The 18001-nt window shown below is 64.0% G+C and carries 14 protein-coding genes; 11 read left to right on the top strand and 3 right to left on the bottom strand.

Annotated elements, in window-relative coordinates; translation table 11 throughout:
• Positions 1 to 136 precede the first annotated feature (136 nt).
• From glyA to purU, 7 genes are read left to right on the top strand one after another with little or no spacing between them, the layout of a single operon-like run.
• Complete coding sequence (gene glyA / locus N7568_RS11410; protein ID WP_261609938.1) at positions 137 to 1507, top strand: serine hydroxymethyltransferase; 1371 nt, start codon at positions 137 to 139, stop codon at positions 1505 to 1507.
• Positions 1504 to 2724, top strand: coding sequence for a sarcosine oxidase subunit beta family protein (locus N7568_RS11405; protein ID WP_261609937.1), 1221 nt, complete (start codon positions 1504 to 1506; stop codon positions 2722 to 2724). The genes glyA and N7568_RS11405 overlap by 4 nt, the downstream gene beginning before the upstream one ends.
• Before the next feature lie 16 nt (positions 2725 to 2740).
• The gene (locus N7568_RS11400; RefSeq protein WP_261609936.1) at positions 2741 to 3157 is read left to right on the top strand and encodes a sarcosine oxidase subunit delta; all 417 of its coding nucleotides are present in this window, start codon (positions 2741 to 2743) and stop codon (positions 3155 to 3157) included.
• A 2-nt stretch (positions 3158 to 3159) separates the two neighbouring features.
• Positions 3160 to 6105, top strand: a complete 2946-nt coding sequence (locus N7568_RS11395; protein ID WP_261609935.1) for a sarcosine oxidase subunit alpha family protein — start codon at positions 3160 to 3162, stop codon at positions 6103 to 6105.
• On the top strand, positions 6098 to 6742 hold the full coding sequence (locus N7568_RS11390; protein WP_261609934.1) for a sarcosine oxidase subunit gamma: 645 nt from the start codon (positions 6098 to 6100) through the stop codon (positions 6740 to 6742). The genes N7568_RS11395 and N7568_RS11390 overlap by 8 nt, the downstream gene beginning before the upstream one ends.
• Positions 6742 to 8145: an L-serine ammonia-lyase gene (locus N7568_RS11385; protein ID WP_261609933.1), complete on the top strand. Its 1404-nt coding sequence runs from the start codon at positions 6742 to 6744 to the stop codon at positions 8143 to 8145. The genes N7568_RS11390 and N7568_RS11385 overlap by 1 nt, the downstream gene beginning before the upstream one ends.
• Positions 8146 to 8147: 2 nt before the next feature.
• Positions 8148 to 9047, top strand: a complete 900-nt coding sequence (gene purU / locus N7568_RS11380; RefSeq protein WP_261609932.1) for a formyltetrahydrofolate deformylase — start codon at positions 8148 to 8150, stop codon at positions 9045 to 9047.
• A gap of 8 nt (positions 9048 to 9055) precedes the next feature.
• On the opposite strand, the gene N7568_RS11375 is transcribed toward purU, so the two are convergent.
• Positions 9056 to 9559, bottom strand: coding sequence for a DUF456 domain-containing protein (locus N7568_RS11375; RefSeq protein WP_261609931.1), 504 nt, complete (start codon positions 9557 to 9559; stop codon positions 9056 to 9058).
• 253 nt (positions 9560 to 9812) lie between these two features.
• On the opposite strand from N7568_RS11375, the gene N7568_RS11370 reads away from it, so the two are divergent.
• Complete coding sequence (locus N7568_RS11370; RefSeq protein ID WP_261609930.1) at positions 9813 to 11381, top strand: alkaline phosphatase family protein; 1569 nt, start codon at positions 9813 to 9815, stop codon at positions 11379 to 11381.
• Between the two features lie 88 nt (positions 11382 to 11469).
• Here N7568_RS11370 and N7568_RS11365 read toward each other — a convergent pair whose 3' ends face one another.
• Complete coding sequence (locus tag N7568_RS11365; RefSeq protein WP_261609929.1) at positions 11470 to 12660, bottom strand: NAD(P)-dependent malic enzyme; 1191 nt, start codon at positions 12658 to 12660, stop codon at positions 11470 to 11472.
• 281 nt (positions 12661 to 12941) lie between these two features.
• Positions 12942 to 13550, bottom strand: coding sequence for a TetR/AcrR family transcriptional regulator (locus tag N7568_RS11360; protein WP_261609928.1), 609 nt, complete (start codon positions 13548 to 13550; stop codon positions 12942 to 12944).
• 206 nt (positions 13551 to 13756) lie between these two features.
• Between N7568_RS11360 and N7568_RS11355 the strand changes: the two genes are divergently transcribed.
• The 3 genes from N7568_RS11355 to N7568_RS11345 are packed head-to-tail and all read left to right on the top strand — an operon-like array spanning position 13757 to position 17943.
• A complete protein-coding gene (locus N7568_RS11355) occupies positions 13757 to 14884 on the top strand; it encodes an FG-GAP repeat domain-containing protein (protein ID WP_261609927.1) in 1128 nt (375 codons plus the stop codon).
• 51 nt (positions 14885 to 14935) lie between these two features.
• Complete coding sequence (locus N7568_RS11350; RefSeq protein WP_261609926.1) at positions 14936 to 16084, top strand: FG-GAP repeat domain-containing protein; 1149 nt, start codon at positions 14936 to 14938, stop codon at positions 16082 to 16084.
• A gap of 14 nt (positions 16085 to 16098) precedes the next feature.
• The gene (locus tag N7568_RS11345) at positions 16099 to 17943 is read left to right on the top strand and encodes a VCBS repeat-containing protein (RefSeq protein ID WP_261609925.1); all 1845 of its coding nucleotides are present in this window, start codon (positions 16099 to 16101) and stop codon (positions 17941 to 17943) included.
• Positions 17944 to 18001 lie beyond the last annotated feature (58 nt).

Here is an 18001-nt window from a genome sequence, read left to right as displayed (position 1 = left end):
TCGCATTCCCAGTCTGCTGGATGAGTTACCGCAGACCTGTTGACGACTATGTGATCTCCAACATACTATGGCAATAGTTCTAATATATCAGTTGCCTAACAGACGGCCGCTTCAAGTACTTCAGAAGGAGAACACCATGGTTGAACCGCTGATCCGCCCGCTCGCACAGGCGGACCCGGAGGTCGATCAGGCGATCGCCCAGGAACTCATCCGCCAGCAGTCAACGCTGGAAATGATCGCCTCTGAGAACTTCGCCCCTACGGCCGTCATGGAAGCCCAGGGATCGGTGCTGACCAACAAGTACGCCGAGGGCTACCCGGGCAAGCGTTACTACGGCGGCTGCGAACACGTTGATGTGATCGAGCAGCTGGCCATCGACCGCCTGAAATCCCTGTTTGGCGCGGAATTCGCCAACGTCCAGCCCCACTCCGGAGCCCAGGCAAACGCCTCGGCGATGCACGCGCTGATCACCCCTGGCGACACCATCATGGGCCTGAACCTCGCCCACGGCGGCCACCTCACCCATGGCATGCGGATCAACTTCTCCGGCAAGCTGTACAAGGTTGTTCCCTACGGTGTCCGCGAGGACACCCACACCGTGGACATGGCCGAAGTTGAGCGCCTGGCTCTCGAGAGCAAGCCGCAGCTGATCGTCGCCGGCTGGTCGGCATACTCCCGCCAGTTGGACTTCGCCGAGTTCCGCCGCATCGCGGACCTCGTGGGTGCCTACCTCATGGTGGACATGGCCCACTTCGCGGGTCTCGTTGCTGCAGGGCTCCACCCGAGCCCCGTCCCGCACGCCCACATTGTCACCAGCACCACGCACAAGACCCTCGGCGGTCCCCGCGGTGGCGTGATCCTGACCAACGACGCCGACATCGCCAAGAAAGTTAACTCGGCAGTCTTCCCCGGCCAGCAGGGCGGCCCCTTGGAGCACGTCATCGCCGCCAAGGCAGTGGCCTTCAAGATGGCCGCCGAGCCCGAATTCCAAGAACGCCAGGTCCGAGTGCTGGAAGGCTCCAAGATCCTGGCCCAGCGCCTCCTCCAGGACGACGTAGCTGCAGCCGGCATCTCCGTTGTCAGCGGCGGAACCGACGTCCACCTGGTGCTCGCCGACCTTCGCCACTCAATACTTAACGGTCAGCAGGCCGAGGACACGCTCCACCAGATCGGCATCACGGTCAACCGCAACGCCGTCCCGTTCGACCCCCGCCCGCCCATGGTTTCGTCGGGCCTGCGCATCGGCACCCCCGCCCTCGCCGCCCGCGGCTTCGGCGCCGAGGACTTCACCGAAGTCTCAGACATCATTGCGACGGCGTTGATCGCCGCAGCGAACAGCGGGACCAAAGCCGGCACCGAGGGTGACGTCACCCTGGACCACGCGACCGCCGTCGAACTCCGCAATCGCGTGACCGCGCTGGCAGAGAAGTTCCCGCTCTACCCGCACCTGAACAACAACGGCAATGGCGCCGCAACCGAAGCAGAACTGATTGGAGCAGCCCAGTGAGTGCAGACCACCTCCCCGAACACCCGGACTTCCTCTGGCGCAACCCGGACCCGAAGAAAAGCTACGACGCCGTGATCGTGGGCGGCGGCGGGCACGGCCTGGCCACCGCGTACTTCCTGGCCAAGAACCACGGCATGACCAACATCGCCATCCTGGAAAAGGGCTGGCTGGCCGGTGGAAACATGGCCCGCAACACCACCATCATCCGTTCCAACTACCTCTGGGACGAAAGCGCAGCCATCTACGAGCACGCGCTCAAACTCTGGGAAATCCTCCCGGAGGAGCTGGAGTACGACTTCCTGTTCAGCCAGCGCGGCGTCATGAACCTCGCCCACACCCTGGGCGACGTCCGCGAAAGCGTTCGCCGCGTAGGAGCCAACCGGCTCAACGGCGTTGACGCTGAATGGCTTGACCCGCAGCAGGTCAAGGAACTCTGCCCCATCCTGAACATCAACGACAACATCCGCTACCCCGTCATGGGCGCCACCTACCAGCCGCGCGCAGGCATCGCCAAGCACGACCATGTGGCCTGGGCCTTCGCCCGCAAATGCGATGAGCTCGGCGTGGACATCATCCAGAACTGTGAAGTCACCGGCTTCATCAAGGACGGCAACCGGGTCACTGGCGTCAAGACCACCCGCGGCAACATCAACACCGAAAAGGTGGGCCTGTGCGCCGCCGGCCACAGCTCAGTGCTGGCCGAAATGGCCGGCTTCCGTTTGCCCATCCAGAGTCACCCGCTCCAGGCTTTGGTGTCCGAACTGCACGAGCCGGTCCACCCCACGGTGGTCATGTCCAACCACGTCCACGTCTATGTTTCCCAGGCCCACAAGGGCGAACTGGTGATGGGCGCTGGTGTGGACTCCTACAACGGCTACGGCCAGCGCGGCTCGTTCCACGTGATCGAAGAGCAGATGGCAGCAGCCGTCGAGCTCTTCCCGATTTTCGCCAGGGCACACGTACTCCGGACCTGGGGCGGCATCGTGGACACCACCCTGGATGCCTCTCCCATTGTTGGTCTTTCCCCGGTGGAGAACATGTTCGTCAACTGCGGTTGGGGAACGGGCGGCTTCAAGGGCACTCCGGCAGCCGGCCTGACGTTCGCGCACACCATTGCCACCGGCGCCCCGCACAAGCTGAACAAGCCTTTCGCTCTGGAACGCTTCGAGACCGGCGCCTTGATCGACGAACACGGCGCCGCAGCCGTAGCCCACTAGCCAGGACAGGACAGACATGCTCCTCATTTCATGCCCCAACTGCGGGCCACGTGACGAAACCGAATTCCACTACGGCGGCCAGGCACACATCGCCTACCCCGAGAGCCCGAATGACCTCACGGACCGTGAATGGGCTGAATACCTGTTCTACCGGGAGAACACCAAGGGCACCTTCGCCGAGCGCTGGGTCCACAGCACGGGCTGCCGGCAGTGGTTCAACATGCTCCGCGACACCGTGAGCTACGAGATCCACTCCATCTATGGGATGGGCCAGCCCCGCCCGGATCTGAAGACAACCAGCCCCAAGAGCGAACCGGACAAGCCTGGTGAGTTCACCCAGAGCGGTGACTTCGGCCAAGCCGGCGAACCAGGCCTCGCCCCCGGCGCCGCTTCACCCACGGCCACCACCCCCATCTCCTCGGAAGGAGTCTAGAAGTGACCAGCAAGAACGCACGCCTCGCCACCGGCGGACGCATCGATCGCAGCATCTCTTGGCGCTTCACCGTGGACGGCCAGGAATTCACCGGCCACCCGGGCGACACCATCGCTTCGGCGCTGCTGGCCAACGGCCACATCAACGCCGGCAACTCCCTCTACGAGGACCGCCCCCGCGGCATCATGGCGGGCGGCGTGGAAGAGTCCAACGCCTTGGTCAAGATCGCTCCCCGCTTCCGCGGACATGTTGCCGAGTCCATGCTTCCCGCCACGGCAGTTTCCCTGGTGGACGGCATGAACATTGAGCTCCTCTCCGGCCTTGGCAAGCTTGATCCCAATGAGGACAAAGCTGAGTACGACAAGAAGTACGTCCACACGGATGTCCTGGTAGTCGGCGGCGGTATTGCTGGACTGGCAGCCGCCCGCGAAGCTGTCCGCACCGGTGCCCGCGTCATCCTGATCGACGACCAGCCGGAACTTGGCGGCGCATTGCTGTCCGGTTCAACGGCCCCGGAACTGGCCGAACTGATCGAAGGCAAGCCGGCCCTGGAGTGGGTTGCTGACGTGGAAGCCGAACTGGTTTCCGCCGGCGAATGCACGGTACTGAACCGCACCACGGCTTTCGGCTCCTACGATTCCAACTACTTCATCGCAGCCCAGAACCGCACGGACCACTTGAGCGTTCCGGCCGCCTCCGGTGTCTCCCGCCAGCGTATTTGGCACATCCGTGCCAAGCAGGTTGTCCTGGCCCCCGGCGCCCACGAGCGTCCGCTGGTCTTCGAGAACAACGATCGCCCCGGCATCATGCTCGCCTCGGCCGCCCGTACCTACCTGAACCGTTACGCCGTCGCCGCCGGTTCCCGCGTCGTCATCAGCACCACCAACGACTCCGCTTACGCTCTTGCCGCGGACCTGAAAGCAGCAGGCGTGGCGATTGCCGCCGTCGTCGATGCCCGTCCGCAGATCAGCGCGAAGGCCGCAGCCGCCGTCGAGTCCGGTATCCGGGTCCTCATCGGCAGCGCCGTGGCTGACACGTCGGCGGACGAGAATGGCCGCCTGAATGGCGTCACCGTCCGCAGCATTAACGACGACGGCGAACTCACCTCGGGCGTCGAACAGCTGGCTGCCGATCTCCTGGCAGTTTCCGGTGGCTGGAGCCCGGTGGTCCACCTCCACAGCCAGCGCCAGGGCAAGCTGCGTTGGGACGACGAGCTCGCAGCGTTCATCCCCACCAAGCCCGTCCGCGACCAGCAGGTTGTTGGCGCAGGCCGTGGCAGCTTCGAACTCCAGGACTGCCTGGCAGAGGGCATCTCGGCGGGAGCGGCAGCGTCCATTGCTGCTGGTTTCGAGTCCGCAACCACCCCCGCGGAAATGCAGGCTCCTGTGGCGAGCGCTCCAAGCCGCCAGCTTTGGCTGGTTCCCGGCCAGACCGGTGAGCCCGGCGAATGGCACCACCACTTCGTCGACTTCCAGCGCGACCAGTCCGTGGCCGACGTTCTCCGCTCCACCGGGGCGGGCATGCGGTCCGTGGAACATGTCAAGCGGTACACCTCCATCAGTACGGCCAACGATCAGGGCAAGACTTCCGGGGTCAACGCGATCGGCGTTATCGCCGCTGCGCTGAAGTTCGGTGGCGCCGAAAGCATTCCGGGCGTCGGCGAGATCGGAACCACCGCATACCGCGCACCGTTCACGCCCGTAGCTTTCGCAGCCCTGGCCGGCCGCCAGCGCGGCGAGCTGTTCGACCCCGCCCGCGTGACCTCCATCCACCCGTGGCACGTTGCCCAGGGCGCACTGTTCGAAGATGTTGGACAGTGGAAGCGTCCCTGGTACTACCCGCAGGGCAGCGAAGACATGGACACGGCCGTCCTGCGTGAATGCGCAGCCGTCCGCGATTCAGTGGGCTTTATGGATGCCACCACGCTGGGCAAGATCGAGATCCGCGGCAAGGACGCGGGGGAATTCCTGAACCGCGTCTACACCAACGCGTTCAAGAAACTCGCCCCGGGATCCGCCCGCTACGGCGTCATGTGCACCTTGGACGGCATGATCTTCGACGACGGCGTGACCCTTCGCCTGGACGATGACCGCTACTTCATGACCACCACCACCGGCGGCGCAGCCAAGGTGCTGGACTGGCTGGAAGAGTGGCACCAGACGGAGTGGCCGGAACTCGACGTGGTGTGCACGTCCGTGACGGAACAGTGGAGCACCATTGCCGTGGTCGGTCCCAAGTCCCGCGCCGTGATCGCCAAGGTTGCTCCGCAGCTGGCCGAAAACGGTGGCCTGGATGCGGAAGCCTTCCCGTTCATGACGTTCCGCGAAACCACACTCGCATCCGGGGTGCAGGCACGCGTTTGCCGCATCTCCTTCTCCGGTGAACTGGCTTACGAAATCAACATCCCGTCCTGGTACGGACTCAACACTTGGGAAGCCGTTGCTGCCGCAGGTGCCGAGTTCAACATCACCCCGTACGGCACGGAAACCATGCACGTCCTCCGCGCCGAGAAGGGCTACCCGATCGTTGGGCAGGACACCGACGGCACGGTCACCCCGCAGGACGCCGGCATGGACTGGATCGTCTCCAAGGCCAAGGACTTCATCGGCAAGCGCTCCTACCTCCGTGAGGACGCAAGCCGCGAGGACCGCAAGCACCTGGTCAGTGTCCTTCCCGTGGACCACTCCCTGCGGTTGCCGGAAGGCACGCAGTTGGTGGAAAAGGGCATCCCGGTCAACCCTGCCCAGGGACCCGTTCCCATGGAGGGCTTCGTGACCTCGAGCTACCACAGCGCCGCACTGGGCCGTTCCTTCGCCCTGGCACTCATTCAAAACGGCCGCAACCGCATCGGCGAGACCCTGGTGGCCTCGCTGGGAGACCAATTGGTGGACGTGGTTGTTGGCGAAACCGTACTTTTCGATGCTGAAGGGACCCGCAAAGATGGCTGAAACAGCAACACCAGCAGAAACCGCACACGTCGATCGCGTCCGGGGCGCCCGCCGCAGCCCGGCCGAGCACCTGGCTGAAGCCTTCACTTCCGGCTCCGTGCCGGGCACCGTGACGCTCACCGAAATCCCATACCAGGCCATGGTGGGCGTCCGGGTCCACACGGCCTCCGACGCCGGCGCCCGCGTTGCGTCCGTGACCGGCGGCTTGCCTGCCGCTTGCGGTGAGGTAACGGGCAAGGATTCCGTCAACGCCCTGTGGCTCGGTCCCACCGAGTTCATGGTGGTAGCTCCGGAGGAAGCCCACGATTCCCTCGGCGGTTCCCTGGTCAGCGACCTGACCAGGGCGTTGGGCGGTGACCCGGGCCAGGTGGTGGACCTGTCCGCCAACCGCACCACGTTCGAACTCTCCGGAAGCCACGCCCGTGCAGTGCTGGAGAAGACCTGTTCACTGGACCTGCACCCGCGGGTCTTCAAGGCCGGCAAGGCTGTCTCCACTGAGCTGGCCCACATCCCGGTAATGCTCTGGAAGACCTCGGACGAGACCTACCGGATCTTTCCCCGGGCCTCGTTTGCCGACTTCCTGGGACGTTGGCTCCTCGACGCCATGCGGGAGTACGCCTCCCCCGAGGTCCCCTAATGGCACTGAGTGTGCTTGACCTGTTTTCTGTTGGCATCGGGCCGTCCTCTTCACACACGGTGGGCCCGATGCGTGCGGCAAAGCAGTTCACGGACGGTCTGGAATCGTCCGGCCAGCTTCCGGCAACGGTGCGCGTCCAGGCGGAGCTTTTCGGCTCGCTGGGCGCCACCGGCCGGGGCCACGGCTCCGACAAGGCCGTGGTGCTGGGGCTGCAAGGCCACTCCCCCGAAACCGTGGACACCACCACGGCTGACGACCAGGTAGCAGCGGCGGCACTCGATGCGGAACTGCGCCTGGCCGGCAACCACCGGGTGGACTTCAACTGGGACGAGGACGTGGTCCTGCACCGCCGCAAGTCGTTGCCCGCCCACCCCAACGGGATGACCTTCCGTGCACTGGACCATACGGGCACCGTGCTCCGGGAGCGCAGCTACTACTCCATCGGCGGCGGCTTTGTGGTGGACGGGGACGTCTCCGGAGCCGACAAAGTGGTAGCCGATGACACTGTCCTGCCCTACCCCTTCACCACCGCCGACGAGCTGCTGGCCATCTGCCTCCGTGAGGGCAAGTCCATCTCGGACATCATGCTGGCCAACGAACTCGTGTGGCGCTCCGAGGAAGAACTTCGCGAAAAGCTGTTGGGAATCTGGGCCGTCATGCAGGAATGCGTGGACAACGGCTGCTCTGCCGAGGGAATCCTGCCGGGAGGCCTGAAGGTCAGGCGACGGGCGCCGTCGTTGTTCAAGACGCTGGCCGCTACCGACGCCGCAAACAAGGCCCCCGGAGCTGCGTCCAATCCTTCAGACCCCCTCCTCGCCATGGAATGGGTCAACCTGTTCGCCCTGGCCGTGAACGAGGAGAACGCCGCGGGCGGCAGGATCGTCACCGCGCCCACCAATGGTGCCGCGGGAATTGTCCCGGCCGTCCTGCACTATTACACAAAGTTCGTTCCGGGAGCCAACGACGACGGTGTCGTGCGCTTCCTGCTGGCGGCGGCCGCCGTCGGAATCCTGTTCAAGATCAACGCGTCCATTTCGGGTGCCGAGGTGGGCTGCCAAGGCGAAGTGGGCTCCGCCTGCTCCATGGCCGCTGCCGGGCTCTGCGAAGTCCTCGGCGGAACGCCGGAGCAAGTCGAAAACGCCGCCGAGGTGGGCATCGAACACAACCTGGGCCTCACCTGCGATCCCGTGGGTGGGCTGGTGCAGATCCCTTGCATCGAACGCAACGCGATCGCCAGCGTCAAGGCCATCAATGCCGCCCGCCTTGCCCTGCACGGCGACGGCAGCCACAAGGTGTCCCTGGACAAAGCCATCAAGACCATGCGCGAGACAGGCGCCGACATGAAATCCAAGTACAAGGAGACCTCCCGTGGAGGCCTCGCCGTCAACGTAGTGGAGTGCTAGCCATGACTGCCATCCAAACTGAAACTGCTGCCGGTTCCTCCCCGGAAACGAAAGTGGAGCACGTCCTCACCCTGGACTGCCCCGAGGGTCCCGGAATCGTGCACGCCGTATCCGGCTTCCTGCTGGAACACGGCTGCGACATCATCGACAACAAGCAATTCGGCGAACGCGCCGAAGCGCACTTCTTCATGCGGGTGCACTTCGCGTCCGACGGCGATGCCTCCACACTTGACGAGCTGCGGACCGCTTTCGCCCCGGTAGGCGAGAAGTACGGCATGAACTGGCAGCTTGAACGTCAGGGGTCCAAGCGCCGGGTGTTGATTATGGTCTCGAAGTTCGGGCACTGCCTGAACGACCTCCTTTTCCGCGCAAGGATCGGCGAGCTGCCCATTGATGTGGTGGGTGTCGTGTCCAACCACACCGACCATCAGGGTTTGGCGGAGTGGCACGGAATTCCGTTCTTCCATGTGCCTGTCACCGCCGCCACCAAGCCGGCCGCCGAGGGCCGCTTGCTGGAGATCATCGATGAACTGGACGTGGAACTCATTGTCCTGGCCCGCTACATGCAGGTGCTCAGCGACGACCTCGCCCGCAAGCTTGATGGCCGTGCGATCAACATCCACCACTCGTTCCTGCCCAGCTTCAAGGGTGCAAAGCCCTATCACCAGGCTTACGCGCGTGGTGTGAAAACTGTGGGCGCCACGGCCCACTACGTGAATGGCGAGCTGGACGAAGGTCCAATCATCGCCCAGCAGGTAGTGGAGGTGGACCACACGTTCGGACCGGACGATCTCGTAGCCGCCGGTCGGGACACAGAGTGCAAGGCCCTCAGCAACGCCGTTCGCTGGCACTGCGAGGGGCGGATCATCCTGAATGGGAACAGGACGATCGTGTTGAAGTAGGGCTTTGCTTAGCCATTCACGGCGTTGATCCACACTCCAATGATCCATGTACTTGCCGCGGCGCACGCCAGTCCGAACTCCACCAGGATCCCGATGCCGGTCGCCTTGAGCGCGGCGCCACTGGAGCGGACGGCCGTGCGGAAGTTGCGCGTGCGCTGGACTTCGCTCAGGAGAAGTCCGACGGCGAACCCCACAAACAGCCCCACCACGGGAATGACGAACATTCCCACGACCCCCAGGACCACGCCGATCAGCACCGATCGGTTGGGGATACCGTGTTGCTTGAGCTTGCGTCCAGTGAGCACTGCGCTGGCGGCCATGCCCGCCACCACAAACACCATTCCGACGGCGAAGATCACCCATCCCAGCGGACCGGCACCTCCCCAGATGGCCCATGCCAACAGGCTTGCGCCGATAAGAATGCTGCCCGGAAGCACGGGAATGATGGTTCCGGCCACACCGACCGCGATGGCCAGGCCGCACAGGATGGTCACGATGAGTTCGGCGTTCATGCCCCTCAGTCTAGGTGGCGCCCGAAAACAAACGGTGTCCGCGAGCTGTATGAACAACTAAACAACCAGCGCCAATTCCGAGCCTCGAAAAAATACGAAGGCCCGGGAAACAAAAGATTAACGTCCATCTAACTTGTATAGACAAGTGGCATTTTTCGTTGTCTGGATCCAGTCGAAGCGGCAGGGTTGAGGAGTCAGGCTGTCGGCAAACTCAGCCAACAGCTCCCCCTCGGACCCGAACCTGGAGAAAACATTGGACAACGCACGTCCTTTTCGCACCGCCACGGCAACAGCCGCACTTACGCTCGCGGCCGCCGTCGTACTCCCGTCTGCTGCAGTAGCCGCCCCTGCGGCACCGGACGCGCCGGAGACCCAGTACGCAAGCACCGACAGCCGCCCGGCCCAGGCCCCGTACTCCGGGCTTCCTGACGGGACCAAGCGCAAGAAGACCCTGGTGATTGGCCTCGATGGCGCCGCAATAGCCAAGTTTTCCGCTGCCGGCGTACCGAATATCCAGAGCGTGGTCGACTCCGGCATGACCGCCAAGAGCAACCTGTTCGCGAACCCGATGGCCCCCACAGTCTCGGGAGCGGGTTGGTCGAGCATCGCGACTGGAGTGTGGCCGGACAAGCACAACGTGGTGGACAACAACTTCACGGCACCCAACTACAGCCAATACCCGGACTACCTGAGCCGCCTCGAATCGACCCAGCCCAAAGCCTCCACCCTGGTTGTGGGCACTTGGTCTCCCATCCCCCAAACGGTGTTCGGCGAAAAGGTTGACCTGAGGCTCGCCGGAGGAAACGACGCCGGCACCACGGCCAAGGCCGTGGATTACCTTGCCAACGGCAACCCGGACAGCACGTTCGTCCACTTGGACGAGGTTGACGGCGCGGGCCACTCCTACGGCACCGAGCGTGAGGAATACCTGGCAGCCCTGCGCAGGGCGGACGGCCAGGTCGGCGAGATCCTGAATGCCGTGAAAAACCGCCCCAGCTACACGTCCGAGGATTGGCTGGTGGTTCTTACAGCCGACCACGGACACACCCCCACAGGTGGCCACGGTGGCAACACACCCGCCGAGCGCCAGACGTTCGTCATCGCCCAGGGCAAGGGGATCAAGGCCGGTACCGTCCGCAACGACGTCAAGATCACGGACATCGCACCCACTGTGCTGAAGCACGAAGGAGTCACGACCGACGCTGCATGGAACCTCGACGGGAAGGCCATCGCGGACATCGAAGCAGACGACTTCGATTCCCTGCGGGACAGCCTGCGCACCCGCGCCGACGAAACCGCACCAGCCGCCGATGTGAAAGGGTGGACCACCACCGCACCCGAAGGCTGGAGCATCGACAACTCCGCCATGCCGGCCGGCGGTGTGACCGAATGGCGCGGCTGGTCGTTCGCCACCGACGAGTTCTGGACCAACACCGACCGCAACCAGGGCCGCGAAACGTCCGTCCGCAACCGCAACGTCTTCGCCGTCGCCGACTCCGATGAGTGGGATGACAAGGCACACGCCGCCGGACAATTCGACTCCACCCTCGTAAGCCCCGATTTCAAGGTGAAGGGCGGCAAGACGGCAACACTGTCCTTCGCCTCGAACTACAGGATCGACGGACCCCAGAGCGGCGAAGTTTTTGTCAGCTACGACGGCGGAGTCCCGCAGCTGGTGAAGGCCTACACCGCCAACTTCAACGGCTTCGAATCCCTTGCGCTCGAGGTCCCCAAAGGTGCCAAGAAGGCCAAAGTCAGCTTCCGATACACCGGAACCAACAGCGCCTTCTGGACAGTTGACCAGGTGAGGCTGGACCGCTGACCCGCCAACGGCAGGCATAACCAGAGAACGACGGCGACGCTCCCCAGCACGGGAGGCGTCGCCGTCGTCGGTCTTGCGTCAGTAGCCGCTATTCGGTGACTGCAGCAGCAACAGCCGCGGTGACGGCCGGTGCCACGCGGGCATCCAGCGGGCTCGGCACGATGTAGTCGGCGGAGAGGTCCTCCGCGGCGAGCTCAGCAATGGCGTTTGCGGCGGCGATCTTCATGGCGGGCGTGATGCGGCGGGCCTTGGCATCGAGTGCGCCACGGAAGATACCCGGGAAAGCCAGGACGTTGTTGATCTGGTTCGGGAAGTCGCTGCGGCCGGTGGCAACAACGGCCGCGTACTTCTGGGCAACCTCGGGGAGAACTTCCGGGTCCGGGTTGGACAAGGCGAACACGATCGACTGATCGTTCATCAGCTTCAGGTGCTCTTCGTCCAACTTGGAGGAGGAGACGCCCACGAACACATCGGCGCCGGTCAGCCCCTCGCCCGGACCGCCGGTCACGCCGCGGGGGTTGGTGCGCTGGGCCATGCGGGCCTTGACGCTGCCGGGATCGGCCACGAGGTCGGCACGCTCAGCGTTGACTACGCCCTTGGAGTCGAGCAGGATGACGTCCTTGATGCCAACAGCAAGAAGAATCTCGGCAATGGCAATGCCTGCGGCACCTGCGCCGGACACGACAACCTTGAGGCCTGCGAGTTCGCGCTGGGTCACCTTGGCTGCGTTGGTCAGGGCAGCGAGAACCACCACGGCGGTGCCGTGCTGGTCGTCGTGCATGACGGGGCAGTCGAGGGCCTCAATGAGTCGCTCTTCGAGCTCGAAGCAGCGGGGAGCCGAAATGTCCTCGAGGTTCACGGCGCCGAAGCTCGGGCGCAAGCGGACCAAGGTCTCAATGATTTCGTCAACGTTGGTGGTGTTGAGCACCAACGGAATGGAGTCGAGGTCGCCGAAGGACTTGAACAGGGCAGATTTGCCTTCCATGACGGGAAGGGAGGCGCTCGGTCCAATGTTGCCGAGGCCCAGAACCGCGGTGCCATCGCTGACGACAACCACCAGGCGCTCGGCCCAGGTGTGCGTCCGGGCAAGCTTGGGGTCTGCGTGGATTGCGCGGCTGACCTGTGCCACACCGGGGGTGTAGGCGATGGAAAGGTCGCGCTTGTTGTTCAGCGGAACGGTGCTGGAGATGGTCAGCTTGCCGCCTTCATGGGCTGCGAAGATCTCTTCTTCGGTCAGTACCAGGGCGTCATTGTCAGTTGCAATTGTCTCGATGGACACGTCTTTGTCTCCTCAGGCTAGCCGTGGTCCCACGGCATGATTCGGGCAGGAACAGAACTGCTGTAGCGGACCAAGGGTGTCTGGTCCGGCGTTGCTTCTGCAGATAGGGGGCTGCTAGCCGCTTCGGTGTTTCCAGCCTAGGGAGACCTGGAGGGTACAAGATTCAATACCAAGAGAGACGATTCGAGAGTAAAACGTTCAACCAGATCTAAATGTGACTCAGGTCATGCCAAAAACCGCATTCTCAGCGCATTCTGGTCTAGACCAGTGAGCATATTTCGTCATTCACCAGTCAATAGGGTGCAGGCCTTCTTCAGATCCTTTTCGGCCTCGAAGAGCGATAACCTACGGCACCGGACCGCCTGGACCAGGCCACTGACCAGATGCAACAGGATCCTGGCCCTGACGGCGTCCTTGCCCGTGTCCTTACTCAGCGAGCCCACCACTTCCTCGGACAGGGCATCGATCTCCCGCAAAAGCTGAGCCGTGTCATCGTCCTTGCCTGCAGGCCGGATGAGGCAGTGCTCAACGCCCGGCTGCATGACCCTCAGATGAAAGATCTCCATCATCAAACCAGCGAGCGCGTGCCCCTTGCCTTCGCGGCGGCGAACACCATCCCGGAGTTCCCGCAGCTGCTGCCTGTAGACAGCCAGCATGAGGTGGGCCGTGGAGGGAAAGTAGCGGTACAGCGTGCCGAGCGGAATATCAGCCCGGGCGGCGACGTCGGAAAGGCTCAAGGTATCGAACTGCCGCTGGGCGAAGCCGGCCGCGGTTTTAAGGATGCGGGCATAGCGCAGCTGCTGCCGCGGGGTGGTGGGTGCGGCAGCCATACGGGGCAACCCCGTGGTCAGGTCAAGGGAGTACGGTTCCAGTGAGTTTGATGCGGGCATTTCCGGCGATCTCTTGGCAGGCTGGCAAGGAAGCGGCCGGCTGGGGTCCAAGACCCGTGGCTGGCCGATCGCATCAATAATACGGGAGCTAAATGACCGTTTCCTGAGAGCTTGCCCTGCATCAACAGGCTCATGCCGCTCCCGGCTATTGCTGTCCAGCGCACATACACTGCAGGAAGGTTTGAGCCGCTGATTTGGAGGAACACATGGGGAAATTTCGACGCCGGATGGCAGCAACGCTGCTGACCGCCACAGTGGCGGCCATGGCACTCTGCCCCCTGCCGGCGTCGGCCGCTACAAGCAGCGGGCCGGACCCCGTACTCAGCGGTGAAGCGTTCGTCGGCCAGAAGCTGACCACAGACATTGGCCCTTACACGTTCTATGGGTGCGGGGGCGGCAAAGGCCCGGACTTCACCGTCTACTGGACCCGTGACGGATTCCTGGTGGCCGGCGAAACAGCGCGGTCCTACGCGCTGCAGCCGGATGACACGGGAGCCCGGATGGCCGTGCACGTCACTGCCAGTAAAACCGCGTGCGGCGGCGAATCGCTGCACAGCGACGAGACCAAACCCGTGGGCGCCGCAAACCGGGCTGCCGGCTTCACCGGCCGGAGCTTCGAACTCCTGGCCAGGGGCACCGACGGCGCATTGCAGCTATACGGCCGCAAGGGCAACGCCTGGGAAGCGGCCCGCACCGTGGGGTGGGGCTGGAACATCTTCAACCTGACACTCTCACCCGGAGACTTCAACGGTGATGGCAAGGGCGATGTCATTGCCAGGGATGCCGCGGGGACCCTGTACCTCTACGCAGGGGACGGAACAGGCGGCTGGAAACCAGCGCAGACCATCGGCAAGGGCTGGAATATCTTCGACTCAATCGTCAGCCCCGGGGACTTCAATGGCGACGGCAACAACGACATCCTCGCGCGCGAGCCCGGCGGCACCCTCTACCTGTACCCGGGCAATGGTTCCGGAGGCTGGTTGGCGAGAACCGTCGTCGGGCAGGGCTGGCAAGTGATGGACGCGCTGCTGACGCCGGGGGACTTTAACGGCGACGGCAACGTGGACGTGCTTGCCCGGGACCGCAGCGGTTACCTGTACTACTACGGCGGCAACGGTGCCGGCGGCTGGACCAGGTCATGGTTGATCGGTGTCGGCTGGAACGCGCTCAAAGCAGCGGGCGCGGCCGGAGACTTTGATAATGACGGCTTCAACGACGTCTATGGCGTCGACCAGCAAGGCCGCCTGGTGATCTACTACGGCAACGGGCGCACCGGATGGCGCGGGACTGACGTAGCAGGTAATGGTTGGGGCAATTTCACATCGATCTTCTAGAGAAATCCCCGCCGCGGTAGAATTAGCCCCATAAAGTCTGGGGAGGACATCATGAACGCACCAACACGCCCTACGTCAGGTGTGCGCCGAGTGGTGGCAGGCATTGCCGCGGCGGTCGTCGCCGCACTCGCTTTCGCTCCGGCCCCTGCCATGGCAACCATGGACCCTTCGGATCCCGTGATTCACGGTTCCCCGTTTGTCGGCTCAACGCTCACGCTTGAAATAGATCCTGCTTCCTACCGTGGGTGCGGCGCCGCGGCCGGCCCGGACTACCGCATTTACTGGACCCGCGACGGCGTCCTCGCCGAGGACCACTGGGCCTGGTGGACCTACACGCTCGACGAATCAGATCGCGGCAAGACCATTGCCGCCCACGTCGCAGCCAGCCAAAACGGGTGCGAGCCGCTGGAAGTCTCCAGCGAAGAAACCGCCCCGATCTCAGCCTCCAACCGTGCCAACGGGTTCACCAGCCGCGGTGCGTACGAAATGCTGGCCCGCCGCTCCGACGGCACCCTCATGATGTACCCGCGCGTCAACAACGCCTGGGAATCCGCCAGGACAGTGGGGCCGGGCTGGAACGGCTTCGGAACTGTGGTGTCCCCCGGCGATTTCAACGGCGACGGCGCCAACGACATCCTGGCCAAGGATTCGGCCGGCAATCTCTTCCTTTACGCCGGAACGGGCAACGGCGGTTTTCTCGCCGGGCGCCAGGTAGGCAGCGGCTGGAACGCCTTCAACTCGATCGTTTCCCCCGGCGACTTCAACGGCGACGGCCACAACGACATCCTCGCCCGCGATTCCGGCGGCCTCCTGTACCTGTACCCGGGCAACGGCGACGGCGGATGGCTTAACCGGTCGGTGGTCGGCAGCGGTTGGAACGTCGTCAACACGATGATCACCCCCGGCGACTTCAACGGCGACAGCAACGTGGACATCCTTGCCCGTGACACCGCGGGCGCCTTGCGTCTGTATCGCGGCAACGGGACAGGCGGCTGGGCAGGCATGGCCATCGTCGGCCAGGGTTGGGGCGGAATGTCCACCATTGGTGCGGCCGGCGATATCGACGGCAATGGTAATGCGGACGTCTACGCAGTGGACGGCTCCGGCCAACTGCTTGCCTACTACGGCGACGGCGACGGCGGCTGGAACGGTGCCGGCACCATCGGATGGGGCTGGGGCGGGTTCAACGCAGTGTTCTAGGGATTGGGGAAACCATGACAATGCTTGCTTCCGCGCGCTCCGCAGGCACAAGTTTTCGCGTCCTTCTGGCCGCTCTGCTGTGCGCCGCCCTGGCCATCGCAGTTCCTCCCCCGCATGCCATGGCAGCCGGTCCGGACGTGCCACTGCCCACAGTGGTCACGCGAACATCGCCGGCCACGGTAGTGCCCGGTAACACCATCTCCTTGTCTTTCACCCTGAGCGGTCCGGCCCAGGAAGTGGGTTTCACCTACGTCAATGAAGACACCCTGGAGCAGGCCACCCTCTACGGCCCCACCAGCCAAGCGCCCGGACCGTACAGCGCTCAGGCCAAGGTGCCAGTGAACGGAAGTGCCTTCAAACGGACAGGGCGCTACAAGCTCCTCAGCGTCAGCATCGTGCTTCCAGCCGGCAAAGGCTCCGTTCGCTATGGCCGCGACGGCAACATCCTCTTCCTCAGCCAAGGCCTCGAAGCGCCGACGCAACGGCCCGGCGCCCTTGACGGTGTGGACTTCGCCGTCAACAACCCCAGCTTCCCCCTGGTGGACAATCCCAACACCAAGCCACCAGTCGTCACAGGCGTGGCACGCTACGACCAAGTGCTGACTACAAGCAACGGCTCGTGGACCTATCCACCTACCGGCTTTGCCTACCAGTGGCTCCGGAGCGGCCAGCCCATCCCCGGAGCGACGCTCAACACGTACCGGGTAGCCGAAGCCGACCTGGACCAAACCCTGTCAGCCCGGGTCACTGCCACGCGGGCAGGATACCGGGCTGTGTCGGCCTCGTCCCTGCCGCTCACACCAACATCGCCCATCACGGCCAGCACCCCCACACTCCAAGGAAAGCTGACCGTCGGCGAGAAACTCACAGGTGTCTTCGATGAAGGCAGCGTCTCCACGGGAACAGCCGGCGGCCCCGTCAGCGTCCGGTACGAGTGGGTGCGGAACGGTACCCCTATTAACGGGGCCACCGCCAAAACCTACACCCTGACCGCAGCCGACCGTGGCGCCGTCGTCGGCTTCCGCGCGACAGTCCAGGCAGGCAATCCTGCCACGGCCGTGCGGCCGTTTACGGTCTACAGCCGCACAGTGGTGCGGAACAAGGCCCACACAGCAGGTTTCGACGCCGGTACCTCGTTGGATCTGTTCGCCCGGAACGCTGCGGCGAACCTCCTTCTTTACCCCACTGACGGTGCCGGACGCTGGCAAACAGTGAAAACCATCGGGTTTGGCTGGGGCGTTTTCGATCTCGTGTTCAACGCAGGCGACTTCAACGGCGACGGCTTCAACGACGTCCTGGCCCGCGACGATGCCGGCACCCTTTTCCTCTATCCGGGCAATGGGACCGGCGGCTGGCTGCCGCGCAAGGAGGTCGGCTGGGGCTGGGACGTCTTCGACTCCGTCATCGCAGCGGGTGATTTCTCAGGAGACGGGAACAACGATCTCCTCGCCCGGACACCCTCAGGTGCGTTGGTCCTCTATCCCGGCAACGGGGTGGGTGGATTCCGTTCCCCCGGCGCTGTTGGCCAGGGTTGGGATGCCCTCAGCCAGGTCTTCTCTCCCGGCGACTTCGACGGCGACGGCAATCCAGACGTCATGGGCCGCGATAGCGCCGGGAACCTCCGGCTTTACGGGGGCAACGGAAACGGCGGCTGGACCACCGCCCGGGCCGTCGGCACAGGCTGGAATGTCATGTCGCGTATCGGCGGCGCAGGCGACTTCAACGGTGACGGCCTCAACGACGTCTGGGCCATAGACTCCGCCGGCCAACTGAACATGTATTACGGCAGCGGCAGCGGCAGCTGGAAAGGCGCCGGTGTTGTTGGCTGGGGCTGGGGCGGGTTCACCGCGGTGTTCTAAGCCGATTTCGGTTGCGTTTTGGGTTGACGCACGACACATTTCGGCGAATATCGGTAAT

Origin of the sequence: Paenarthrobacter aurescens (assembly GCF_025421775.1) — a bacterium.
In the GTDB taxonomy this organism is placed as follows: Bacteria; Actinomycetota; Actinomycetes; order Actinomycetales; family Micrococcaceae; genus Arthrobacter; species Arthrobacter aurescens_B.
Note: the sequence above shows the minus strand (reverse complement) of the source record. Positions and strands in the feature narration are given on the sequence as shown.